This is a genomic window from Enterobacter sp. ODB01 (assembly GCF_001623605.1).
Classification (GTDB): Bacteria; Pseudomonadota; Gammaproteobacteria; order Enterobacterales; family Enterobacteriaceae; genus Enterobacter; species Enterobacter kobei.
Map to the genome: position 1 here is coordinate 1,497,097 of NZ_CP015227.1, position 23,669 is coordinate 1,520,765.

21 protein-coding genes and 1 pseudogene are annotated in these 23,669 nt (G+C 54.3%); 12 read left to right on the forward strand and 10 right to left on the reverse strand.

Annotation, left to right across the window (positions count from 1 at the left end; genetic code table 11):
* The first annotated feature begins 24 nt into the window (after positions 1-24).
* The 10 genes from glmS (at position 25) to phoU (ending at position 11,849) form a co-directional block, all read left to right on the forward strand.
* A complete protein-coding gene (gene glmS, locus A4308_RS07150) occupies positions 25-1,854 on the forward strand; it encodes a glutamine--fructose-6-phosphate transaminase (isomerizing) (RefSeq protein WP_045134505.1) in 1,830 nt (609 codons plus the stop codon).
* A gap of 330 nt (positions 1,855-2,184) precedes the next feature.
* Positions 2,185-2,706, forward strand: coding sequence for a fimbrial protein (locus A4308_RS07155; RefSeq protein ID WP_014881887.1), 522 nt, complete (start codon positions 2,185-2,187; stop codon positions 2,704-2,706).
* A 101-nt stretch (positions 2,707-2,807) separates the two neighbouring features.
* Positions 2,808-3,488 carry a fimbria/pilus periplasmic chaperone gene (locus A4308_RS07160; RefSeq protein WP_045134504.1) on the forward strand — a complete coding sequence of 227 codons (681 nt, stop codon included), beginning with the start codon at positions 2,808-2,810 and terminating at the stop codon, positions 3,486-3,488.
* A gap of 41 nt (positions 3,489-3,529) precedes the next feature.
* Positions 3,530-6,007 carry a fimbria/pilus outer membrane usher protein gene (locus A4308_RS07165; protein ID WP_369900411.1) on the forward strand — a complete coding sequence of 826 codons (2,478 nt, stop codon included), beginning with the start codon at positions 3,530-3,532 and terminating at the stop codon, positions 6,005-6,007.
* Between the two features lie 176 nt (positions 6,008-6,183).
* Positions 6,184-7,071 carry a fimbrial protein gene (locus A4308_RS07170; RefSeq protein ID WP_231609420.1) on the forward strand — a complete coding sequence of 296 codons (888 nt, stop codon included), beginning with the start codon at positions 6,184-6,186 and terminating at the stop codon, positions 7,069-7,071.
* A 246-nt stretch (positions 7,072-7,317) separates the two neighbouring features.
* Positions 7,318-8,358 (forward strand): phosphate ABC transporter substrate-binding protein PstS, encoded by a 1,041-nt coding sequence (pstS, locus tag A4308_RS07175; protein ID WP_014881891.1) that lies wholly within the window; start codon positions 7,318-7,320, stop codon positions 8,356-8,358.
* Between the two features lie 81 nt (positions 8,359-8,439).
* Positions 8,440-9,399 (forward strand): phosphate ABC transporter permease PstC, encoded by a 960-nt coding sequence (gene pstC / locus A4308_RS07180; protein ID WP_014881892.1) that lies wholly within the window; start codon positions 8,440-8,442, stop codon positions 9,397-9,399.
* Positions 9,399-10,289: a phosphate ABC transporter permease PstA gene (pstA, locus tag A4308_RS07185; protein ID WP_014881893.1), complete on the forward strand. Its 891-nt coding sequence runs from the start codon at positions 9,399-9,401 to the stop codon at positions 10,287-10,289. The genes pstC and pstA overlap by 1 nt, the downstream gene beginning before the upstream one ends.
* Positions 10,290-10,336: 47 nt before the next feature.
* Positions 10,337-11,110, forward strand: a complete 774-nt coding sequence (pstB, locus tag A4308_RS07190; RefSeq protein WP_010426574.1) for a phosphate ABC transporter ATP-binding protein PstB — start codon at positions 10,337-10,339, stop codon at positions 11,108-11,110.
* 13 nt (positions 11,111-11,123) lie between these two features.
* Complete coding sequence (gene phoU / locus A4308_RS07195; protein WP_008500182.1) at positions 11,124-11,849, forward strand: phosphate signaling complex protein PhoU; 726 nt, start codon at positions 11,124-11,126, stop codon at positions 11,847-11,849.
* A 44-nt stretch (positions 11,850-11,893) separates the two neighbouring features.
* Here phoU and yieH read toward each other — a convergent pair whose 3' ends face one another.
* Positions 11,894-12,559 carry a 6-phosphogluconate phosphatase gene (gene yieH, locus A4308_RS07200; RefSeq protein ID WP_023331663.1) on the reverse strand — a complete coding sequence of 222 codons (666 nt, stop codon included), beginning with the start codon at positions 12,557-12,559 and terminating at the stop codon, positions 11,894-11,896.
* A gap of 165 nt (positions 12,560-12,724) precedes the next feature.
* On the opposite strand from yieH, the gene adeP reads away from it, so the two are divergent.
* Positions 12,725-14,062, forward strand: a complete 1,338-nt coding sequence (gene adeP / locus A4308_RS07205) for an adenine permease AdeP (RefSeq protein WP_137675653.1) — start codon at positions 12,725-12,727, stop codon at positions 14,060-14,062.
* A gap of 91 nt (positions 14,063-14,153) precedes the next feature.
* Here the strand turns inward: adeP and A4308_RS07210 are convergent.
* The 9 genes and pseudogenes from A4308_RS07210 to rpmH all read right to left on the reverse strand — a co-directional run bounded on the left by A4308_RS07210 (position 14,154) and on the right by rpmH (position 21,672).
* Positions 14,154-14,719: pseudogene (locus tag A4308_RS07210) on the reverse strand (NADPH-dependent FMN reductase).
* 36 nt (positions 14,720-14,755) lie between these two features.
* A complete protein-coding gene (locus A4308_RS07215) occupies positions 14,756-15,502 on the reverse strand; it encodes a 4'-phosphopantetheinyl transferase family protein (RefSeq protein WP_014881897.1) in 747 nt (248 codons plus the stop codon).
* Positions 15,503-15,624: 122 nt separating this feature from the next.
* Positions 15,625-16,596, reverse strand: coding sequence for an HTH-type transcriptional regulator YidZ (gene yidZ / locus A4308_RS07220; protein WP_032635227.1), 972 nt, complete (start codon positions 16,594-16,596; stop codon positions 15,625-15,627).
* A complete protein-coding gene (locus tag A4308_RS07225; RefSeq protein WP_032635228.1) occupies positions 16,565-17,740 on the reverse strand; it encodes an MFS transporter in 1,176 nt (391 codons plus the stop codon). Before A4308_RS07225 ends, yidZ begins: the two co-directional genes overlap by 32 nt.
* Positions 17,741-17,851: 111 nt before the next feature.
* On the reverse strand, positions 17,852-19,216 hold the full coding sequence (gene mnmE, locus A4308_RS07230) for a tRNA uridine-5-carboxymethylaminomethyl(34) synthesis GTPase MnmE (RefSeq protein WP_014881900.1): 1,365 nt from the start codon (positions 19,214-19,216) through the stop codon (positions 17,852-17,854).
* Between the two features lie 72 nt (positions 19,217-19,288).
* On the reverse strand, positions 19,289-20,932 hold the full coding sequence (gene yidC, locus A4308_RS07235; protein ID WP_014881901.1) for a membrane protein insertase YidC: 1,644 nt from the start codon (positions 20,930-20,932) through the stop codon (positions 19,289-19,291).
* 2 nt (positions 20,933-20,934) lie between these two features.
* Entirely contained in the window at positions 20,935-21,192 is a 258-nt protein-coding gene (gene yidD, locus A4308_RS21690; protein ID WP_001307474.1) for a membrane protein insertion efficiency factor YidD, read from the reverse strand.
* Entirely contained in the window at positions 21,156-21,515 is a 360-nt protein-coding gene (rnpA, locus tag A4308_RS07240) for a ribonuclease P protein component (protein WP_014072458.1), read from the reverse strand. The genes yidD and rnpA overlap by 37 nt, the downstream gene beginning before the upstream one ends.
* 16 nt (positions 21,516-21,531) lie before the next feature.
* The gene (rpmH, locus tag A4308_RS07245) at positions 21,532-21,672 is read right to left on the reverse strand and encodes a 50S ribosomal protein L34 (protein ID WP_000831330.1); all 141 of its coding nucleotides are present in this window, start codon (positions 21,670-21,672) and stop codon (positions 21,532-21,534) included.
* Positions 21,673-22,272: 600 nt separating this feature from the next.
* Here rpmH and dnaA point away from each other — a divergent pair.
* Positions 22,273-23,667, forward strand: coding sequence for a chromosomal replication initiator protein DnaA (gene dnaA, locus A4308_RS07250; RefSeq protein WP_014881902.1), 1,395 nt, complete (start codon positions 22,273-22,275; stop codon positions 23,665-23,667).
* The last annotated feature ends 2 nt before the right edge of the window (positions 23,668-23,669 follow it).

Genomic DNA, 23,669 nt, shown 5'->3' on the forward strand with positions numbered 1-23,669 from the left:
ATGCCTAAATTCGGAATCTAAAATATGTGTGGAATTGTTGGCGCAGTTGCGCAGCGTGATATTGCTGAAATCCTTCTCGAAGGTTTACGTCGTCTGGAATACCGTGGTTATGACTCTGCCGGTCTGGCTGTCGTAGATGCAGAAGGTCATATGACCCGTCTGCGCCGCCTGGGTAAAGTGCAGATGCTGGCCCAGGCTGCGGAAGAACATCCGCTGCACGGCGGGACGGGTATTGCGCACACCCGCTGGGCGACGCACGGTGAACCATCCGAAGGTAACGCCCACCCGCATGTGTCTGAACACATCGTGGTCGTCCATAACGGCATTATCGAAAACCACGAACCCCTGCGAGAAGAACTGAAAGCGCGCGGTTATACCTTTGTCTCAGAAACCGACACCGAAGTGATTGCTCACCTGGTGCACTGGGAGCTGGCACAGGGCGGCACGCTCCGTGAAGCGGTACTGCGCGCTATTCCTCAGCTGCGCGGTGCGTACGGTACGGTAATCATGGATTCCCGCGACTCGTCCACGCTGCTGGCCGCGCGTTCCGGTAGCCCAATGGTTATCGGTCTGGGGATGGGGGAAAACTTCATCGCCTCCGATCAGCTGGCACTTCTACCAGTGACCCGCCGCTTTATCTTCCTGGAAGAGGGAGATATCGCGGAAGTGACTCGCCGCAGCGTGACCGTCTTCGATACCAAAGGCGAGCAGGTTAAGCGTCAGGAGATCGAATCGAATCTGCAGTACGATGCGGGCGATAAAGGTGCGTACCGTCATTACATGCAGAAAGAGATTTACGAGCAGCCAAACGCGATCAAAAACACCCTAACCGGGCGCATTAGCCACGGCGAGGTGGATCTGAGCGAACTGGGTGCCAATGCCAATGAACTGCTCGGCAAGGTTGAGCATATTCAGATCGTCGCCTGTGGCACCTCCTACAACTCCGGTATGGTCTCTCGCTACTGGTTTGAATCCCTGGCGGGTGTGCCGTGCGACGTGGAAATCGCGTCTGAATTCCGCTATCGCAAATCCGCTGTGCGTCGCAACAGCCTGATGATCACCTTGTCTCAGTCCGGTGAAACGGCAGATACCCTGGCAGCGCTGCGTCTTTCTAAAGAGCTGGGTTACCTGGGCTCTCTGGCCATCTGTAACGTTCCAGGTTCTTCACTGGTGCGCGAGTCCGATCTGGCGTTGATGACCAAAGCGGGCACCGAAATTGGCGTCGCCTCTACTAAAGCGTTTACCACTCAGTTGACGGTTCTGCTGATGCTGGTGGCGAAGCTGGCGCGCCTGAAAGGTGAAGATGCTTCCGTTGAGCACGACATCGTTCACGGGCTGCAGGCGCTGCCGAGCCGTATTGAGCAGATGCTGTCTCAGGACAAACGTATTGAAGCGCTGGCGGAAGATTTCTCTGACAAACATCACGCCCTGTTCCTGGGCCGTGGCGATCAGTATCCGATCGCGCTGGAAGGCGCGCTGAAGCTGAAAGAGATCTCCTACATTCACGCTGAAGCTTATGCGGCAGGCGAGCTGAAACACGGCCCTCTGGCGCTGATTGATGCGGATATGCCGGTCATCGTTGTTGCACCAAACAACGAACTGCTGGAAAAACTGAAATCCAACATCGAAGAAGTGCGCGCTCGCGGCGGTGTCCTGTACGTCTTCGCTGATAAAGATGCCGGTTTTGCCAGCAGCGACAATATGCACATCATCGAAATGCCGCATGTCGAAGAGGTGATTGCACCGATCTTCTACACTGTTCCGCTGCAGCTGTTGGCTTATCACGTGGCGCTGATCAAAGGCACTGACGTTGACCAGCCGCGTAACCTGGCGAAATCGGTCACGGTTGAATAATTTTATATATTGAAGTGAAATAGCCCCATAAATCTATGATTGTGGGGCTATTTTTTGATCGGTAAATATAAATTTACTCTGAAAATATAATTCTGGAATAATAGAGATATATAAATCCTGGTAGAATTAATCCTGTTTTTTTAAATATAATATTATATTAAGACCTCATTTCATCCTGAACTATTCCATATTCGGCAGGCGAGAATAATAGAATAATATTTCTTCTTGTTATTTTTTATTTTAAAGAGTTTAATGCTCTTCGCTTGTATGCCCTGAAGTATTTATCAGGGAAATAGTATTTTGCAATGTATAATTCAGGATGGTGTTGTAATGAAAGGAAATACGTTAAAGAGCATTGTTGTGCTTTCCTCTTTATTTTTCGGTGCGCAGACACATGCGGCCAATGGCAATGGTACTGTCCATTTCACGGGCGAAATTATCGATAGTACCTGTGAGGTGTCTACCGGTACTAAAGACCAGACCGTTGATTTAGGCAAAGTGAATAAATCAACGTTTACCGGCGTGGGGTCAATGGCGTCGGTTCAGGCATTCCAGATCGATCTGCTGAACTGCCCGGATACCTACAAAAAAGCCAGCGCCCGTTTTGACGGCACCGAAGACGGTGACGGGTACCTGAAGCTGTCTTCTGGCGGGGCGAGTGGCGTTGCGATTGCAATTTATAACCGCGCCGATAACAGTCTGCTTAAGCTTTACAATCAGTCTACGCCTGCCACTATTTCCTCCGGCAAGGCGTCGTTACCATTTATGGCTCGCTATATCGCCACGTCTGCAACCGTAACGGCGGGCACTGCCAATGCGGATTCGGAATTTACGATTACATACAGTAATTAATTCCTTCAATCTCTTTCTGTAAAAAAATAATCAGGCCTGGTGAGGTTGGGTTTGTTGCGCCCTTTTATCGGAAATTATCCAGGCCTGTTACAGGATATAATATGCGCAGGCGTTTTATAATTTTATTTGTTGCTCTTCTTTTCTCATTCGCTACCGGGACGTCAAGTGCCGGGATTGTTATTGGTGGCACCCGCGTTATCTTCCCTGGAAATAAAGCAGATACCACCCTCTCTGTCTTAAATAAAGATACGGCACTGCCTTACCTTCTTCAGGCGTGGGTTGAGCCTTTTAACAATGCGGATAAGCACCAGCCGCCCTTTACGGTTATTCCTCCCGTCTCCCGGCTGGAGCCCGGCCAGGAGCGTGTCCTGCGTATCATTAAAACTCAGGGCGAATTACCGTCTGACAGGGAGTCCGTGTTTTGGCTGAATATTAAAAATATTCCCCCGTCGACAACCGAAGAAAGCAGCAAGCTGGAAATTGCCATCAAAACGCGCATTAAACTCTTCTGGCGTCCGGCGGGTGTTAAGGAAACGCCTGAAACAGCCGCTCTGAAAGTGAAATGGCAACGGCAGGGCAGCATGCTGGTGGTCACCAACCCGACGGCCATTCACGTCAATGTGATCGACGTGGCTATTGATGGCAAGCCGCTCGACCTGGCGATGATAATGCCGTTTGAGACACGTCGGCTGGCGCTGCCTGCTGGCGTGAGCAAAATGCTCACTTGGCACAGTATTAATGATTACGGCGCGATTAGCGACGCTATTCAGCAACCTCTTTAACCGCGGCGGGGTTGCTTGTATTGAAACGTTTTCACTCTTTGATTTTATCCCTGCTGTGGCTGGGAGGAAGCTATCCGCTTCTCGTCAGTGCCACACGACCACTCTTTAAAGTGCGTCTGCTGGAGCTTGATCGGCCCATTGAGGTCGATATCAGCCAGTTCAATCGCCCGGATAACCTGCCTGAAGGAGAATATCAGGTTGATATCTATGTGAACGATCGATTCATTGCGCGCAGGGCGGTGCGTTTTTTCCGCCACGATCCGGAGAGTGCGTTGGCGCCTTGTTTTGTGGATGTAAAAAACACGCTGGCGATGTTTGGCCTGAAAGTGAACGCGATTAAAGCGCTGGATACGGTGAATGCTGAAGGTTGTGAACCGGTGCCGGTGCTGCCTGGCGCGAAATGGACGCTGGACAGCGAAAAGCTTGCGCTGAAGGCGTCGATCCCTCAGGTCTATCTGGACGCCACGGCGCGTGACGCCATTTCGCCCTCGCGCTGGGATCAGGGTATTGACGCTTTGATGCTGAACTACGATTTCTCCACGACCCAGACGCTGAAGTCAGACTATGACAGTGACGATCTTTACTACCTGAATTTACGCAGCGGGCTGAATATTGGCGGATGGCGCCTGCGTAACTATAGCGCCTTAAATGCGGTCAACAGCCGCGGTAACGTTCGTTCGCTGAGCACGTACTTACAGCATGATATTGCCAGCCTGCGCAGCCAGGCCATGGCGGGCGATACGTGGACCGCGAGCGATCTCTTCGACAGTTCACAGGTGCGCGGCGTGCGTCTGTACACCGACAGCGACATGCTCCCCGATAGCCAGAACGGTTTTGCGCCGGTGGTGCGCGGCGTGGCGAAAACCAACGCCGTGGTCACCATCCGCCAGAACGGCTACATGATTTATCAGTCGGCCGTGCCGCAGGGGCCGTTTGCGTTGACCGATCTCAACACCACCTCAAGCGGCGGAGATCTGGACGTCTCCATCAAAGAGGAAGACGGCAGCGAGCAGCATTTTGTTCAGCCTTACGCATCTCTGGCAATTTTGCGTCGGGAGGGGCAAACGGATGTGGACATCAGCATTGGTGAGCGTCGTGATAACGATCGGTTTATGCCAGAGGTGATGCAGGCACAGGTATTGCACGGAATGGCGTGGGGAATGACGCTGTATGGTGGCACGCAGCTGGCGGACGATTACCGCGCGTTTGCCGCCGGCATTGGTAAAGATCTCGGCAATATCGGCGCTATTTCGATGGATATCACCCATGCCCAATCGCACTTTACGGACGATGACGAGCAGGGGCAATCCTGGCGTTTTCTGTACTCAAAAACGTTCGACGTCAGCAATACCAGCCTGCGTATTGTAGGTTATCGCTATTCAACGGAAGGGTTTTACACCCTGGGCGAATGGGCATCGCGCACGGGCGATAGCGAGAACTTCTGGCATACGGGCAACCGCCGCAGCCGGGTAGAAGGCACCTGGACTCAACCGTTTTCCGAGGGGTACGGTAATGTCTATCTTACACTGAGCCGGGAGCAATTCTGGCGTACAGACGATGTGCAGCGCCTGATACAGATAGGCTACAGCAACAGCTGGAAGCAGGTGGTGTGGAACCTGTCGTGGAACTATACCGATACGGTGTCTGACAGCATGGGAGAGTGGCAACAAGAAGATGAAAGCGAGCATCTCGTTATGCTGTCGCTGTCTCTGCCGCTTTCGGCCTGGTTACCCAACAGCTACGTCAACTACAACTACGCCCACAGTAACCATGGCACACCTTCCCACCAGATTGGGTTGAACGGCAATCTGCTCGACGATAACAATCTGAGCTGGAACATACAGCAGTCAGTGTATGAAAACCGCGGCACCTCGGCGGGAAATGCGGGTCTGGTCTGGGATGCGTCCTACGGCTCGCTAAAGACAAATTATGCCTGGAGCGACGAAAGCCAAAGCCTGAACTACGGCGTCAGCGGCGGCGTGTTGATCCACGACGAAGGCATCACCTTCTCGCAGGAGATGGGCGAAACGGTGGCGCTGATCAAAGCGCCTGGTGCGGCAGGGTTATCGGTAGATAACGCCAGCGGCGTTGCCACCGACTGGCGCGGCTACACCGTGAAGACGCAGCTTTCACCCTACGATGAGAACCGTATTGCGCTTCAGAATAAGGATTTTGTTTCAGGCAACGTTGAGCTGGAACGCAGCGTGCAAAACCTGGTGCCTACGCGTGGCGCGGTGGTGAAAGCCGAGTTTGTTACGCACATCGGCTATCGGGTGCTGTTTAGCGTTTCACTGGCGAACGGCAAGCCAGCACCGTTTGGTGCGGTGGGTACCGCTGCGCTTGATGTGGGAAGCGCAACGGGAATTGTCGGTGACAAAGGTGAACTCTATCTCGCCGGCATGCCCGAATCGGGGCAATTTTCGCTGACGCTTAGCAGCGGCAAGGCCTGTCTGGCTGATTATCACATCCATCAGAAACCTGATTCCGGGCTGGTGCAACTGCCTGTCATTTGTCGATAAAGGATAAGAATGAAACCCCAATTCTGGCTTTTTACTCTCTTTTTTGCCGCTTTTTTTTACATGCGGCGCCTACCGGCTACTGCGTACCAGACAATGGCAAATACCATAACTATTTCACTGTCGCGGAACAATTAACGACGCTTGATAACCTGGTTGGCATGCAGCATATGATCGATATGAATAACTCTACGACCTCATTTAAGGGAACGTGCTACTGCCAGACGGGGAAAAATGAAAGTTACGATCATGCTTACATCACCAGCGTGGTTAATCCAGCCCTGCAGCCCACCACTAGCAGAAACAATATCTCCTATTATTATCTCAATAAGTATCTTGATATCGGTTTGCAAATCTACATTCTTGGCGTTGGCTACACCACCGTTCCCTTCGATCACCTGCCAAATGACATTGGGGGAACGTACCGGTGTCATAATGGCGTCAGTTCGCAAACCACGTTTTACAGCGGCGGGTCGGGCTTTATTTATCTGTATGTCAAAAAACAATTTACCGGCACGATCACCATACCGTCGATGGTCATGGCAAATATCTATGCCACTATCGATCCCCGTACCGTCTCGAACGAAATCATCTCGGATGTGATTGTGCAGGGATCGGTCACGGTCCCGCAAACCTGCGAGATAGATGAAGGCCAGGCGATAATGATTGATTTCAAGTCTATTCTGGCATCGGAATTCTCAGCTAACCGGGGCCAGGCGGTGTCTTCACGCAAGATTACCCGGCAGGTCAATATCAAATGTTCAAATATGATGTTTACCGACACGCTGGGTGCAACCTTCCACGCCTCTGCCGCGACAGCCGACAGTACGATGGTAGCCACCGATAATCCTGACGTGGGTATTAAGATTTACGATAAACATAACAGGGAAATTAATGTAAACGGCGGTGAACTTGAGGCGGAAACGACGAAAATGCCCGTGACTCTGGAAGGCGAGACGCTGGGGACGCTCACGTTTTCAAGCGCTCCGGCTAGCGCAACCGGGTCCAGACCCGCGCCCGGTCCGTTCAACGGCACGGCTACCCTGACGATTGAAATCGGACACTAATCCATTAACGGCTGTTTATGACAGCCGTTGTCATATTTCACGGACAAAACGGCGATCTTTAAAATAAAAATGACAAAAAAATGAATGCCTGATGAATTAAGTGCTATATTTTTCATGTGGTTACACCTTCCTTTGTGTTTGTCATAAAACTGTCATATTTCGTACATTTATCTGTCACCTGTTTGTCCTATTTTGCTCATCGTAGCCACTTAAACAATGATTTACGAAATCCTTGCAGGAGACATTATGAAAGTTATGCGTACCACTGTCGCAACTGTTGTCGCCGCGACCTTATCTCTGAGCGCGTTCTCTGTATTTGCAGAAGCAAGCCTGACTGGCGCTGGTGCAACCTTCCCTGCGCCGGTGTATGCCAAATGGGCGGATACCTACCAGAAAGAAACCGGTAATAAGGTTAACTATCAGGGTATCGGCTCCTCCGGTGGCGTAAAACAAATTACCGCTAACACCGTTGATTTCGGTGCATCAGACGCGCCGTTGTCTGACGATAAACTGAATCAGGAAGGCCTGTTCCAGTTCCCGACCGTGATCGGTGGTGTGGTTCTGGCTATCAACCTGCCGGGCGTGAAGTCTGGTGAGCTGGTGCTGGATGGCAAAACCCTGGGCGACATCTACCTGGGTAAAATCAAAAAATGGGATGACGAAGCGATCGCTAAGCTCAACCCAGGCCTGAAGCTGCCTGCTCAGAACATCGCCGTGGTTCGCCGCGCGGATGGTTCTGGTACCTCCTTCGTCTTCACCAGCTACCTGGCAAAAGTGAACGAAGAGTGGAAATCGAAAGTCGGTTCCGGCTCTACCGTTAACTGGCCAACCGGTCTGGGCGGTAAAGGTAACGACGGTATCGCTGCGTTCGTACAGCGTCTGCCTGGCTCAATTGGCTACGTAGAATACGCGTACGCGAAGCAGAACAACCTGTCCTACACCAAACTGGTGTCTGCTGATGGCAAACCAGTAAGCCCGACCGAAGAGAACTTTGCTAACGCTGCAAAAGGCGCTGACTGGAGCAAATCCTTCGCGCAGGATCTGACGAACCAGAAAGGCGAAGGTGCGTGGCCAATCACCTCCACCACCTTCATCCTGGTTCACAAAGAGCAGAAGAAACCTGAGCAGGGCGCTGAAGTGCTGAAGTTCTTCGACTGGGCATACAAAAACGGCGCTAAACAGGCTAACGACCTGGACTACGCCAGCCTGCCAGACAGCGTGGTTGAGCAGATTCGTGCTGCATGGAAAACCAACGTGAAAGACAGCAGCGGTAAAGCATTGTATTAATTTAGCATTCTGACGAAAATGGCGGGCGGCGCTTGCGCTTACCCGCCGATTTCGTAAACGCGTTTAACAGAAGAGTGATTTATGGCTGCAACCAAGCCTGCATTTAACCCTCCGGGTAAAAAAGGTGACATGATTTTCAGCGCGCTGGTCAAACTGGCTGCGCTGATTGTGCTATTGCTGCTGGGCGGCATTATCGTGTCTCTGATTTTCTCCTCCTGGCCGAGCATTCAGAAATTCGGTTTCTCCTTCCTGTGGACCAAAGAGTGGGATGCGCCGAACGACGTTTACGGTGCACTGGTGCCCATTTACGGCACGCTGGTGACCTCGTTCATCGCTCTGCTGATTGCGGTTCCGGTAAGCTTCGGTATTGCCCTGTTCCTGACGGAGCTGGCGCCAGGCTGGCTGCGTCGTCCGCTGGGCATCGCCATTGAACTGCTGGCGGCCATTCCAAGTATTGTGTACGGCATGTGGGGCCTGTTTATCTTTGCGCCGCTGTTTGCCACATACTTCCAGGAGCCGGTGGGAAATGTTCTTTCTGCCATTCCGTTTGTGGGCGCCCTCTTCTCAGGCCCGGCATTCGGTATTGGTATTCTTGCGGCAGGGGTGATCCTCGCCATCATGATTATTCCGTACATTGCGGCGGTTATGCGCGATGTCTTTGAACAAACGCCGGTGATGATGAAAGAGTCGGCCTACGGCATCGGCTGCACCACCTGGGAAGTCATCTGGCGCATTGTCCTTCCGTTCACCAAAAATGGGGTGATCGGCGGCGTCATGCTGGGATTAGGCCGTGCGTTGGGTGAAACCATGGCGGTCACCTTTATCATCGGTAACACCTACCAGCTCGACAGCGTCTCTCTGTATATGCCGGGTAACAGTATTACCTCTGCACTGGCGAACGAGTTTGCCGAAGCGGAATCCGGGCTGCACGTCGCGGCGCTGATGGAACTGGGTCTGATTCTGTTCGTTATCACCTTCATTGTTCTGGCGATTTCCAAGCTGATGATCCTGCGTCTCGCGAAAAATGAGGGGGCACGCTGATGGCGACTCTCGAAATGCAAAGCACCGCTCAGCTGGCGGAATCCCGCCGCAAAATGCAGGCAAAGCGTCGTTTTAAAAACCGCATTGCGCTGACGCTTTCCATGGCGACGATGGCGTTCGGCCTGTTCTGGCTGATCTGGATCCTGATGTCCACCATCACCCGTGGTATTGATGGCATGTCGCTGGCGCTGTTCACCGAAATGACGCCGCCGCCAAACACGGCGGGTGGTGGTCTGGCGAACGCCCTGGCGGGGAGTGGATTACTGATCCTGTGGGCGACCGTGTTCGGTACGCCGCTGGGCATTATGGCGGGTATCTACCTGGCAGAGTACGGGCGTAAATCCTGGCTGGCTGAGGTGATTCGCTTCATTAACGACATCTTGCTTTCTGCTCCGTCGATTGTCGTGGGTCTGTTTGTTTACACCATCGTGGTTGCGCAAATGGAACACTTCTCCGGCTGGGCGGGTGTGATTGCGCTGGCGCTGCTGCAGGTGCCTATTGTGATTCGTACCACCGAGAACATGCTGAAACTGGTGCCGGACAGCCTGCGTGAAGCGGCTTATGCGCTGGGTACGCCGAAGTGGAAAATGATCTCTGCGATTACGCTGAAAGCGTCGGTCTCCGGGATCATGACCGGGATTCTGCTGGCTATCGCCCGTATTGCCGGTGAAACGGCTCCGCTGCTGTTTACTGCCCTCTCCAACCAGTTCTGGAGCACGGATATGATGCAGCCGATCGCCAACCTGCCGGTGACGATCTTTAAATTTGCGATGAGCCCATTCGCGGAATGGCAGCAGCTGGCCTGGGCCGGGGTGCTGATCATCACCCTTTGCGTACTGTTGCTGAACATTCTGGCGCGCGTCATTTTCGCGAAGAAGAAACACGGTTAATTTTTTACGGCGCGGCAGCTCGCGGCGCCGAATGAGGAAAAGAGTCAATGAGTATGGTTGATACTGCCCCGGGTAAGATTCAGGTTCGTGATTTGAACTTCTACTACGGCAAATTCCATGCCCTGAAGAACATCAACCTGGATATCGCGAAGAACCAGGTCACGGCATTTATCGGTCCGTCTGGCTGTGGTAAATCCACGCTGCTGCGTACCTTTAACAAAATGTATTCGCTCTATCCGGAGCAGCGTGCTGAAGGTGAAATCATCCTGGACGGTGAAAACATTCTGACCCAGGCGCAGGATATCGCCCTGCTGCGCGCCAAAGTGGGGATGGTGTTCCAGAAACCGACGCCGTTCCCGATGTCCATTTATGACAACATCGCCTTTGGCGTTCGTCTGTTTGAAAAGCTTTCCCGTGCCGATATGGACGAGCGCGTGCAGTGGGCGTTGACCAAGGCCGCATTATGGAACGAAACCAAAGATAAACTTCACCAGAGCGGGTACTCTCTGTCCGGTGGTCAGCAGCAGCGTCTGTGCATTGCGCGCGGTATTGCTATTCGCCCGGAAGTGTTGCTGCTTGATGAGCCGTGTTCAGCGCTGGACCCGATCTCAACTGGCCGTATTGAAGAGCTGATCACCGAGCTGAAGCAGGATTACACCGTGGTTATCGTGACCCACAACATGCAGCAGGCTGCGCGTTGCTCCGATCACACCGCGTTTATGTACCTGGGCGAGCTGATCGAGTTCAGCGATACGGACGCGCTGTTCACCAGACCTGCGAAGAAACAAACCGAAGATTACATTACTGGCCGCTACGGTTGATTTGGAGTGAATCATGGACAACCTCAATCTTAACAAACACATTTCCGGCCAGTTCAACGCAGAGCTGGAGAGTATTCGCACGCAGGTGATGACCATGGGTGGCATGGTTGAACAGCAGCTTTCCGATGCGATTACGGCTATGCACAACCAGGACAGCGAGCTGGCGAAGCGCGTCATTGAAGGCGACAAGAACGTCAACATGATGGAAGTCGCCATCGACGAAGCGTGCGTGCGCATTATCGCGAAACGTCAGCCGACGGCGAGCGATCTGCGTCTGGTGATGGCCATCATCAAAACCATCGCCGAGCTGGAGCGTATTGGTGACGTGGCCGACAAAATCTGCCGCACCGCACTGGAGAAATTCTCGCAGCAGCACCAGCCGCTGCTGGTGAGCCTGGAGTCACTGGGTCGGCACACCGTGCAGATGCTGCACGACGTGCTGGATGCTTTTGCGCGTATGGATCTGGACGAAGCGGTGCGTATCTACCGGGAAGACAAGAAGGTCGACCAGGAGTATGAAGGCATCGTGCGTCAGCTGATGACCTACATGATGGAAGACTCCCGTACCATCCCAAGCGTGCTGACCGCTCTGTTCTGCGCGCGCTCCATCGAGCGTATCGGCGACCGCTGCCAGAACATTTGCGAATACATTTTCTACTTCGTGAAGGGTCAGGACTTCCGTCACGTCGGCGGCGACGAGCTGGACAAGCTGCTGGCGGGTAAAGACCCGAAAGAGTGATTTTTGTGGCGGGTGGCGCTAGCGCTTACCCGCCCTGCCTTAGCTTAACGCGTAATATCCCACCCGCGCGCTTTCCACAGCTCCGGCAACTGCGCCAGATCGGTAAAGGTCGTCACGTTTGGATGAACGATCGGCTTGTTGTGCGGATCGGCACAGAAGTAAAACACCTCCATCCCTGCATCAATGCCGGACTGCGCACCCGCAGACGAGTCATCCACCAGAATGCAGTTCTCGACGTTGACGTTCATCGCTTTCGCCGCATGGAACATCAGCGCCGGGTCGGGCTTCCAGCGCTGGATATCGTAGCCGCTGAACAGTTTTTCCGGGAAATGGTGCAACATTTCAAGCTTGCCGAGCGAGTGCTGCATTTTGCTGACCGGACCGTTAGAGACCACGCAGATCGGCACCGTCATCGCATCCAGCAGCGCGTTTGCGCCTGATATGACTTCCAGCTCTGAGTCGAACAGGCGTGCAACCTCGGCGCGATACACCGGCTCCAGATCCGCTTTTGCCAGAAAGACACCGTGTTCTTCGTTAATGATGTCGATAATCTCGTAGAGCTTCACGCCCTTAAAGCGCTTAAACACCTCTTCGAGCTCCAGCGTAATGCCAAATTCCTGGAACATGGTGACATACGCGCGGGAACAAATGACCTCACTGTCGACCAGCGTACCGTCGCAGTCAAAAAATACCGCTTCAATTCCGGACATGCCTTTCCCTTTTAACAAGTTTAACGTTTTCGTACGGCAGTTCGCCGGGACGCAATCGTTGCCGTATAAGCAAAATCAATGAAAAAAGTATCACGTAACTGCCACTATTGTCGCATTTTGGTATAGGATAGCGACGAATTTTCCCTCCTTGTTCGGAAATTGATGATGAGTCAACAACACACTACCCAGACATCTGGTCAGGGTCTGCTTGAGCGCGTGTTTAAACTGCGCGAGCACGGCACAACGGCACGCACCGAAGTGATCGCCGGTTTCACCACCTTCCTGACGATGGTCTACATCGTTTTTGTGAACCCTCAAATTCTGGGCGTTGCTGGCATGGATACCAGCGCCGTCTTTGTGACTACCTGTCTGATTGCGGCGCTTGGCAGCATCCTGATGGGCGTGTTCGCTAACCTGCCGGTTGCGCTGGCTCCCGCTATGGGTCTGAACGCCTTCTTCGCGTTCGTGGTGGTTCAGGCGATGGGGCTGCCGTGGCAGGTAGGCATGGGCGCGATTTTCTGGGGCGCTATTGGTCTGCTGCTGCTGACCATTTTCCGCGTACGTTACTGGATGATCGCGAACATTCCGGTGAGCCTGCGCGTGGGTATTACCAGCGGTATTGGTCTGTTCATCGGTATGATGGGGCTGAAAAACGCCGGTGTGATCGTTGCGAACCCGGAAACGCTGGTGAGCATTGGTCATCTGACCTCGCATAACGTGCTGCTGGGCGTGCTGGGCTTCTTCATCATTGCGATCCTGGCCTCCCGCAATATTCATGCGGCGGTGCTGGTGTCCATCGTGGTCACGACCTTACTGGGCTGGATGCTGGGCGACGTTCACTATAACGGTATCGTCTCTGCGCCACCGAGCGTTTCAACCGTGATTGGTCACGTTGACCTGGCGGGTTCCCTGAACCTGGGCCTGGCGGGTGTGATTTTCTCCTTCATGCTGGTCAACCTGTTTGACTCCTCCGGTACGCTGATTGGCGTGACGGACAAAGCAGGTCTGGCGGATGAGAAAGGGAAATTCCCACGCATGAAGCAGGCGCTGTTTGTGGATAGCATCTCTTCCGTCGCGGGCTCTTTCATCGGCACCTCGTCTGTTACCGCTTACATTGAATCCTCTTCCGGCGTGTCCGTGGGCGGTCGTACCGGCCTGACGGCAGTGGTGGTGGGTATTTTGTTCCTGCTGGTGATCTTCCTCTCTCCGCTGGCGGGTATGGTTCCTCCGTATGCGGCAGCTGGCGCGCTGATCTACGTGGGGGTGCTGATGACCTCCAGCCTGTCACGCGTGAAGTGGGATGATTTAACCGAAGCGGTGCCGGCGTTTATTACCGCCGTGATGATGCCATTCAGCTTCTCGATCACCGAAGGTATCGCGCTGGGCTTTATCTCGTACTGCGTGATGAAGATCGGTACCGGCCGCTTCCGCGATCTCAGCCCGTGCGTGATTGTTGTTGCGCTGCTGTTTGTGCTGAAGATTGTGTTTATCGATGCGCACTAAGGTGCGGTTTGTGGTGTCAGGTGGCGCTTCGCTTACCTGACCTACTGAAGAGTGTAGGCCCGGTAAGCGCTAGCGCCACCGGGCTTTTTTATCAGGCTTTAACCCGCTTAATATAATCCCCAAACGCCGTCAGCTGACCAGACAGATGGTCACGCGTGCTCTGGTCCACCACGTCACCCGTCTGTGGGTCGACCTTTTCTGAATCACGCCACCCATAAACTCCGGCTTGTTCATCACCATCGCATCCAGGAATACCAGGATCTGGCGCAGGTGGTACTGGCAGCGTGCGCCACCAATGGCACCCATAGAACTGGTCTGGATGAGTACCGGTTTACCCGCCAGCGGCTGCTCAGGTAAACGGGACAGCCAGTCGATGGCATTCTTCAGGCCACCCGGAACCGAGTAGTTATACTCCGGGGTGACAATGACCACGCCGTCGGCCTGGCGGATCTGATCTGCCAGCGCCTCAACGCTCTGCGGGAACCCTTCTTCCTGCTGGACATCTGCATCATACAGCGGGATGTCACCAATAGACGGCAGGGCGCTAATCTCCATACCTGCCGGTGCCAGCTGTGGCAGCGTGCGGGCAACTATCCCGTTAAATGAACCTTTGCGCAGGCTTCCCAGTAACGTAACAACTTTCAACGTATCAGACATGATTACTCCTGTTTCATCATGATGACCCTGAATGGATCAGCTAAGGATGTATGCTTTTTCTGCCGGTAAGCTGGTTAATCGCATCAGACGTGCGGCGGGTTCGTTGGCTCGCTCGGGCACATCCGGAAGAGTACGCCATCCCTCTTTACTGTCAAATGCCCAAACCTTTAGCCGTTCGATGGCGGGGCTGACGGCAACGGACCATATCAACACATCTTCTGCATCGCTGAGCGCTTCTACAAGCGTTGCCTGAGCGGCACGCAGGCGTCCGGAGCCTGGTAACAGCTGCAACTGACGGGCATCATCTGAGGCACAACCGCAGAGCTTGCGGATGCTCTGGCGCAGGGTGATGAGCTGAGCTCTGGCCTCGACGGGATCGGTTTGGTTGCGCACCCAGAGTTTTTCATTACTTGAGAGCGGGTAGTCATCGTGCGGGCTTGCACCGTGGAATCCTCGCGTTGCACGCTGAAGCTCCATATCCAGCCCGCAATCCCCCTCGGTGGTTAGCGCTACACCAATGATATTCCCCGTGTAGGCAATAGAAAAACGGGGGAGATCCGGGTCGGCAAAGACCGGGCGGCCTTCGGGTTGGGTGATGATCTCCGGCAGTTCGCTGGTGCCATACAGCATGAACATCAGTTCTGCGAGCAGCGCTCTGGACGCTAAAAAACGCGTTCTGCGGTGTTCGGGGAGTTTGAGCGCCTCACTGTGACAGGCGGAAGAGATTCTGGCCGATACGAGACGTCCTTCTGTGAGTATCCCTCTTGCAAAGTGCGTTGCCATTTTTCGCTCCTTGATAATGGTCGTATTCGGTTAAACGGTTACATGATTATCGCTCAACTTGCCTCCTGTTTTAATCAGTAAATGGGCGTAAGAGAAGCCTTAGGACCGAACTTTACATTTTCTTAGGCAAAAATCGGACTGTTGGCACCGTATAAGGCCTTGATGGTCTCCCGTAGCCAGAGGATTTTCGGATTATGGCTGTTACGTTTATGCCAGATCAGCGTGAAGGGAACGGTCAGCTTTTCAGCCTGCGCTTCGTCAATGGGAATGGGAAGCGCGATCAGCTTCCGCTGGTGGAGGTGATTATAGTGATGGCAGTAGTGCGGAGCGGTGGCGATATAGTTATGACCGGGCTGAGCCGCCATAAACATCGCCTGTTCGAAGCCCGGCAGGCTCATGGCGATGGTGCGCTCACGTCCCATCTCCTTGAGAACTTCATCAAGCGCCCATGTGTCGCTGCGTTCCCAGAAGATGCTGATATGGGGGTAGCGCAGGAAGGTCTCCAGATCCCACTCTTCCTGAAGTGCCGGATGGTCCTCGCGCAGATAGACGCACGGACGGTCGCTAAACAGGATTTCGTAGTCGATAAACCACGGCATCAGTTTCAGCAGTTCCCGCGAGCGCGGGTGCGTTTCGCGGCCGGTGAAGCCCACATCCACTTCCCCGCGCGTAATGGCGTCCAGCGAATCGTAATCCCAGTGACGCATCTTCACCGTTGCCTGCGGATAGCGCTGGTTCACCTGTTCCAGCAGGTCATTAAAGCGGATCAGCATCAACGGCGTTTCAGCAGCCAGCATGAACGTTAGCCCGCCCGGCGAATCATGATGGAATTTGTCGAGGATCTGGTTGCCGATTTGCATCCAGTCCGCCAGGTCCTGCTCAAGGCTGACCGTTAGCGGCGTGGGCAGTAGCCCTAACGGCGTTTTGACAAACAGCGGGTCGTCGAACCAGTCGCGCAGCTTGCCCAGTGATTTACTTACCGCTGACGGCGTGACGTTCATCCGCTTTGCGGCTTTGGTGACGCTGCGCTCCTGCAGCAAAAGCTGCAGACAAAGCAAAAGGTTAAGATCGAGATTGCTGATGGGCTTCTTCATAGTTTGCCGCAGGCTGGATAACCAAAAGTAAAGTAATGCAGACCATGCTACAGCCAATCAGAATCCCGATCAGCATATTGAGCGCGTTAAGTCCGATGACCGCCGCCAGCCAAATCCACAGCGATGAACCGCAGACCTGCGCGATCCCCAGCACCGAACTTGCCACGCCTGCCCGCAGCGAGAACGGGCCGAGCGCCTGACTCATCGCGACGCCAAAACCAACCGAGAATCCGGCGCAAATGAGGGTAATGCCCACCAGCATCACCGCGTGTGAGCTTGCCGTCGCCAGGATCAGACCTGCAGCGAGGAACAGCACCTGCGAGGTCAGCATCAGCATGCGTTGGCTGAAAATATTGAGTGCAAAAGGAGTGGAGAAGGAGACGGCCATACTGACCATGGCGGTTAAGGCCATCACCGTTGAATATTCTCCGCGATCGAAGCCCATGGTCTCCATCAGCAATACCGGTGAAACGTTTACATAGGTCAGGATCACCGCCACGCTGAGCGTAGTGACGGCCAGGCGACTGAGGAAAAAGCGGTTGATGAGCTTCTCGGCCGGGTGAATGCTTGCGGTATGACCGCTATTCTGCGAACCCGGGTGGGTCTCTTTCAGCACGGCAATCGACAGGACAAACACCAGCGCACCCATGGCTGCCATGGTCCAGAACAGGCTTTGCCACGGGAGTTTCAGCATGATCAGATAGCCTACGACGGGAGCCAGCACCGGGATGATGCAGGTTATGCCGTTCAGCATGGAGAGCACCTTCGCGCGACGCTGGGCGCTTAAGGTATCGCGCAGGATCGCAAAGGCCACCACATAGCAGCCACCCGCTCCAATCCCCTGAATAAAACGTCCTGTCAGGAACAGGGTGCTTTCCTGGGCGACGGAACACAGTATCGATGCCAGGGCGAACACAATCGCACCGGTAATCGCGACAGGCTGACGACCGGCCTTATCCGCAATTTTTCCGGCAAACACCATCGACGACGCCATCCCCGCGAGGTAGGCCGAAAACGCAATATGCAGCTGCGCTTCGCTGGCACCCAGATCGCGGGCGATGTGCGGTAATCCCACCAGATACATATCAATGCCAGACGGATAAAGCAGAACGAGCGCAAAACTACAAAACAGAAAACGAGCCATAAACCCCCCATGGATGCAGGCAAGCAGAATAGGGGGAGAAGAGGGATTAGGCGAGTTGCCATTTGGACAATGGTGATTTCCTGGGAGGAAATCACCATTGATTAGCGGGTGTCATTTGCCAATACAGAAGCTCGAGAAAATCCTTCCCAGCAGATCGTCCGAGGTAAACTCCCCGGTGATCTCACTCAGATTCTGCTGCGCCAGACGCAGCTCTTCCGCCAGGAGTTCACCCGCCCAGGCGCCGATCAGCTGTGCTTTGCCCTGGTCGAGATGACGGGCCGCCTCTTCCAGCGCCTGCAGGTGACGACGGCGCGCCAGGAAGCCGCCTTCCATGCTGGTGTCAAAGCCCATGCTCTGCTTGAGATGGTTACGCAGGTCGTCCACGCCCTCACCGGTGCGCGCCGACAGGCGAATGAGCGAGTGACCATTCACATCGCTGATACCCAGCGTTTCACCGGTCACGTCTGCTTTGTTGCGCACTACGGTGATCGGCAGCTTAGCCGGCAGGCGGGCGATAAAATCTGGCCAGATCTCAGCCGGGTCAACGGCGTCGGTGGTAGTGCCGTCCACCATAAACAGCACGCGATCAGCCTGCTCGATCTCCTGCCAGGCGCGTTCAATACCGATACGCTCAACTTCATCGCTGGCATCGCGCAGACCGGCGGTATCGATAATGTGCAGCGGCATCCCGTCGATGTGGATATGCTCGCGCAGCACGTCGCGGGTGGTACCGGCAATGTCGGTAACAATGGCCGCTTCACGGCCCGCCAGGGCATTCAGCAGGCTCGATTTCCCGGCGTTCGGGCGCCCGGCAATGACCACCTTCATCCCTTCGCGCAGCAGGCTGCCCTGACGCGCCTCGGCGCGCACCGCGTCGAGGTCGCTCATCACCTGGTTGAGCTGGGCTTCGATTTTTCCGTCAGAGAGGAAGTCGATCTCCTCGTCAGGGAAGTCGATAGCTGCTTCCACGTAGATCCGAAGGTGAGTAAGTGCTTCCACCAGGTGATTCACGCGGGCAGAGAATGCCCCCTGCAGCGAGTTCAGGGCGGAGCGGGCCGCCTGTTCAGAACTGGCGTCGATCAGGTCGGCAATCGCCTCGGCCTGGGCCAGGTCAAGCTTATCGTTCAGAAAAGCACGCTCGGAGAACTCGCCCGGCTTCGCAATTCGCAGGCCCGGCAGGGTCAGAATACGTTTTAACAGCAGGTCGAGGATCACCGGGCCGCCGTGGCCCTGCAGCTCCAGCACGTCTTCGCCGGTAAAGGAGTTCGGGCCGGGGAACCACAGCGCAATGCCCTGGTCCAGCGGCGTACCGTCGCTATCTTTAAATGGCAGGTAATCCGCGTAGCGCGGTTTTGGCAGTTTACCCAGCACCGCTTCGGCCACCTCGCGCGCCTTCAGGCCGGAGATGCGCAGAATACCTACACCACCGCGTCCCGGTGGGGTTGCCTGGGCGACGATAGTGTCGTTATGGCTCATGGTTGCTCTCGTTCAATACAAATAAAAAAGGCGGTCAATCGACCGCCCTTATTTTAGCGTTAACTTATCGGATCAGGACTTTTTCTTTTCGCGGCTATGCAGGCCACGTTTTTCCAGACCACGGTAAATCAGCTGCTGCTGGATGATGGTCACCAGGTTGCTGACGATATAGTACAGCACCAGACCTGACGGGAACCACAGGAAGAACACGGTGAAGATGACCGGCATAAAGGTCATGATCTTCTGCTGCATCGGGTCGGTCACGGTGGTCGGCGACATCTTCTGGATGAAGAACATCGTCACGCCCATCAGGATCGGCAGGATGTAGTACGGGTCCTGTGCGGACAGGTCATGGATCCACAGGGCGAACGGCGCATGGCGCAGCTCAACGGAACCCATCAGCATGTAGTACAGCGCAAGGAAGATTGGCATCTGAATCAGCAGCGGGAAGCAACCACCCAGCGGGTTCACTTTCTCTGCTTTATACAGGGCCATCATTTCCTGGCTCTGACGCTGTTTGTCATCGCCCAGACGCTCACGCATTGCCTGAATCTTCGGCTGCAGCATACGCATCTTCGCCATGGAGGTGTACTGCGCTTTGGTCAGCGGGTACATGATGCCACGAACGATAAAGGTGATAACGATGATGGAGAAGCCCCAGTTACCCAGGAAGCTGTGGATGAACTTCAGCAGCTTAAACAGCGGCTGAGAGATGAACCACAACCAACCATAATCGACGGTCAGATCCAGGTGCGGCGCAACAGCAGCCATTTTGTCCTGGATTTCCGGGCCGACCCACAGGGTGCTTGCCAGCTTACCGGTTTGACCCGGCTGAACCAGAACTGGCTGAGATTTGTAGCCGATGGCTGCAATACCGTTGCCCAGGTTCGCGGTGTAGAAGTTATTGGTACCGTCGTTGTTTGGCACCCATGCAGTCGCGAAATACTGCTGCAGCATTGCCACCCAACCGCCTTTAGCACTGACGTTCAGGTTTTCGTTATCGGCAATGGTGTCGAACTTGTATTTCTCATACTTCGCGTCAGGCGTGGAGTATGCCGCGCCACGGAAGGTGTGCAGCGCGAAGTTGCTGCTTCCGGTGTCACGGTGAGACGGCAGATTGATGGACTGCTTCAGCTGACCGAAGGTAGACAGTTCCAGCGGTTTCGCACCGGTGTTCTGTACGCTGTAGCCCACGTTTACCGCATATTCACCGCGTTTCAAGGTGAAGGTTTTGGTGAACGTGTTGCCTGCCGCGTCGGTATAGGTCATCGGGATAACGAGTTCGTTCTGGCCATCAGCCAGCGCAAAGGTGTCGCTCTCGACGTTATACAGTGGACGCGCACCGTTAGCCGGGTTATCCGGGCCATCACGACCGGTCAGGCCGCTCTGCGCCTGGTAGATAAACTCTGGCGTGGTTTCCAGTAACTGGAACGGTTCGGTAGACTTCAGCTCTTTCGGGTAGGTCAACAGCAGCGCCTGCTCAACATCACCACCACGGGTGTTGATAGTCAGCTCAAGCACATCGGTCTTAACCGTAATCTGTTTCCCCTGGCCACTGGCCGGTACGCCCTGGTCGGCGGCGCTACCCGCTGCGGTGGTCGTAGTCTGCGTGGTCTGCTGCTGGGGTTGAGGATTTTTATCCTGCTCCCATGCCTGCCAGATCATGAAAGACACGAACAACAAAGCGATGATAAGAAGATTGCGTTGCGAATCCATCGTTAGTGTTCTCTGGTATCAAAAGGTCCTGGGGGGACGGGGTCGTCTCCACCGGGGTGTAAAGGGTGGCATTTTAATACGCGTTTCACCGTCAACCAACTGCCTTTTATCACTCCAAACCTGCGCAATGCCTCAATTCCGTAGCTTGAGCATGTTGGTGTGAAACGGCAGTGCGGCCCGAGTAGCGGACTAATCAGGCGTTGATAGACCCGAATGAGGGCTATCAGGACCCGTGAGCCAGGCGACAGTGGCGGCGCCATAATTTTTCCAACGCTTCCGAGAGAGCACGGTTATCGAGGTCGGCAACCCCCTTTTTAGCCACCACCACGAAATCCATAGAAGGCAGTTCGTGCTGACGTAAACGGAAGCTTTCACGCGTCAGACGTTTAATCCGATTGCGTTCATGCGCGCGCTTAACGTTTTTCTTGGCGACTGTGAGACCGATGCGGGGATGCCCCAGCGAATTTTGGCGGCCGAGGATGGTGATTTGCGGCGTGCCAGCCCGTTGTGGCTGCTGGAAGACGAAAGTGAAATGAGTGGGAGTTAACAAACGTAACTCCCTGGGAAATGCGAGCTTAACCACTCAGGGGTTAGCTTTATTACTTGGAAACGGTCAGACGAGCGCGGCCTTTAGCACGACGACGTGCCAGAACCTGACGACCATTTTTAGTAGCCATACGAGCACGGAAGCCGTGAGAACGGTTGCGCTTCAGTACAGACGGTTGAAAAGTGCGTTTCATGGCGATTTCTACCTAAACTTGAATAAATTCACTGACTTTTGCGTATACCCGAACGAGTTTCGAACGACTAACGCCTCAGCGTGGGTGATTAAAGAGGCCGGATTGTAATAATTGTACACTCCGGAGTCAATTCTCTTTCCTTATTTCCCGCGTATTTCCGCACGATTTCGCGTGGAAAATGAGCAACGGACGACGCAGGAAGATGAGCATCACGCGCCGGGTCGAGGATTATACGGGCTCGGCAACAAAGCGCAAGGATCGTCCCGGATCTTCGTTAGATCATTTAAGCAATAAATTGTCGTTGCTCATTAAATTTTCCAATATGCGGGCTAAATCGCGAGGCACTCGCGCCAGGATCGTTTACACTTACCCGGTTTCGGATCTTCCTGTGGATAAATCGGGAAGAATCTGTGAGAAACAGAAGATCTCTGGCTCAGTTTAGGCTATGATCCGCGGTCCCGATCGGGATCCCAGGATCCTGGTCAGGATTAAATTGCAGATAGCAATTCGCACGTCACCCTTTGCACAGGGTCATGTCGATGTGCGCCAACAATCATGAATATTCAATAGTTTTCTTTTATTGTTCGAGTGGAGTCCGCCGTGTCACTTTCGCTTTGGCAGCAGTGTCTTGCCCGATTGCAGGATGAGTTACCAGCCACAGAATTCAGTATGTGGATCCGCCCGTTGCAGGCGGAGCTGAGCGATAACACGCTGGCTTTGTATGCGCCAAACCGTTTTGTGCTCGATTGGGTAAGAGACAAGTACCTTAATAACATCAATGGCCTGCTGAACGATTTCTGCGGGTCAGATGTCCCGCAGCTGCGTTTTGAAGTGGGCACCAGGCCCGTCACCCAAACCGTTCGTGAAACCGTGAATGTCGCAGCGCCAGCTCAGGCCGCTCCTGCGCCAGCCCCTCGCGTTGCACCTGCTCGTCAGGGCTGGGATAACGTGCCTGCACCGGCAGAGCCAACCTACCGCTCCAACGTTAACGTGAAGCACACGTTCGATAACTTCGTTGAAGGTAAGTCGAACCAGCTGGCGCGCGCGGCGGCTCGTCAGGTTGCTGATAACCCCGGAGGCGCCTACAACCCGCTGTTCCTGTATGGCGGCACGGGTCTGGGTAAAACGCACCTGCTGCACGCGGTGGGTAACGGCATTATGGCCCGCAAGCCGAATGCGAAAGTGGTGTATATGCACTCCGAGCGCTTCGTTCAGGACATGGTAAAAGCCCTGCAAAACAATGCGATCGAAGAGTTTAAACGCTACTACCGCTCCGTTGATGCGCTGCTGATCGATGACATCCAGTTCTTTGCCAATAAAGAACGATCGCAGGAAGAATTTTTCCACACCTTCAACGCCCTGCTGGAAGGTAATCAGCAGATCATTCTGACCTCGGATCGTTATCCTAAAGAGATCAACGGCGTTGAAGATCGTCTGAAATCCCGCTTCGGCTGGGGCCTGACCGTGGCGATCGAGCCGCCGGAGCTGGAAACCCGCGTCGCGATCCTGATGAAAAAAGCCGATGAGAACGACATTCGCCTGCCGGGTGAAGTGGCGTTCTTTATTGCCAAGCGTCTTCGTTCCAATGTGCGTGAGCTGGAAGGAGCACTGAACCGCGTGATCGCCAATGCCAACTTTACCGGTCGTGCGATCACCATCGATTTTGTGCGAGAAGCGTTGCGTGATCTGCTGGCATTGCAGGAAAAACTGGTCACTATCGACAATATTCAAAAGACGGTGGCCGAGTACTACAAGATCAAAGTGGCAGATTTATTGTCTAAACGTCGTTCCCGCTCGGTGGCGCGTCCGCGTCAGATGGCGATGGCGCTGGCAAAGGAGTTAACCAACCACAGTCTGCCGGAAATCGGCGATGCGTTTGGTGGCCGTGACCATACGACCGTGCTGCATGCGTGCCGCAAGATTGAGCAGTTACGCGAAGAAAGCCACGACATAAAAGAAGATTTCTCCAATTTAATCAGAACACTATCATCGTGACG

Bases quoted from the DNA above. Each gene is read 5' to 3' on its own strand.
- A4308_RS07160 (WP_045134504.1), top strand. From the start codon at position 2,808: ATGCGCAGGCGTTTTATAATTTTATTTGTTGCTCTTCTTTTCTCATTC.
- phoU (WP_008500182.1), top strand. From the start codon at position 11,124: ATGGACAACCTCAATCTTAACAAACACATTTCCGGCCAGTTCAACGCA.
- A4308_RS07170 (WP_231609420.1), top strand. From the start codon at position 6,184: ATGAATAACTCTACGACCTCATTTAAGGGAACGTGCTACTGCCAGACG.
- A4308_RS07155 (WP_014881887.1), top strand. From the start codon at position 2,185: ATGAAAGGAAATACGTTAAAGAGCATTGTTGTGCTTTCCTCTTTATTT.
- yidD (WP_001307474.1), bottom strand. From the start codon at position 21,192: ATGGCGCCGCCACTGTCGCCTGGCTCACGGGTCCTGATAGCCCTCATT.
- rpmH (WP_000831330.1), bottom strand. From the start codon at position 21,672: ATGAAACGCACTTTTCAACCGTCTGTACTGAAGCGCAACCGTTCTCAC.
- glmS (WP_045134505.1), top strand. From the start codon at position 25: ATGTGTGGAATTGTTGGCGCAGTTGCGCAGCGTGATATTGCTGAAATC.
- A4308_RS07215 (WP_014881897.1), bottom strand. From the start codon at position 15,502: ATGGCAACGCACTTTGCAAGAGGGATACTCACAGAAGGACGTCTCGTA.
- A4308_RS07225 (WP_032635228.1), bottom strand. From the start codon at position 17,740: ATGGCTCGTTTTCTGTTTTGTAGTTTTGCGCTCGTTCTGCTTTATCCG.
- mnmE (WP_014881900.1), bottom strand. From the start codon at position 19,216: ATGAGCCATAACGACACTATCGTCGCCCAGGCAACCCCACCGGGACGC.
- pstC (WP_014881892.1), top strand. From the start codon at position 8,440: ATGGCTGCAACCAAGCCTGCATTTAACCCTCCGGGTAAAAAAGGTGAC.
- yidZ (WP_032635227.1), bottom strand. From the start codon at position 16,596: ATGAAGAAGCCCATCAGCAATCTCGATCTTAACCTTTTGCTTTGTCTG.
- pstB (WP_010426574.1), top strand. From the start codon at position 10,337: ATGAGTATGGTTGATACTGCCCCGGGTAAGATTCAGGTTCGTGATTTG.
- yieH (WP_023331663.1), bottom strand. From the start codon at position 12,559: ATGTCCGGAATTGAAGCGGTATTTTTTGACTGCGACGGTACGCTGGTC.
- adeP (WP_137675653.1), top strand. From the start codon at position 12,725: ATGAGTCAACAACACACTACCCAGACATCTGGTCAGGGTCTGCTTGAG.
- pstA (WP_014881893.1), top strand. From the start codon at position 9,399: ATGGCGACTCTCGAAATGCAAAGCACCGCTCAGCTGGCGGAATCCCGC.
- pstS (WP_014881891.1), top strand. From the start codon at position 7,318: ATGAAAGTTATGCGTACCACTGTCGCAACTGTTGTCGCCGCGACCTTA.
- yidC (WP_014881901.1), bottom strand. From the start codon at position 20,932: ATGGATTCGCAACGCAATCTTCTTATCATCGCTTTGTTGTTCGTGTCT.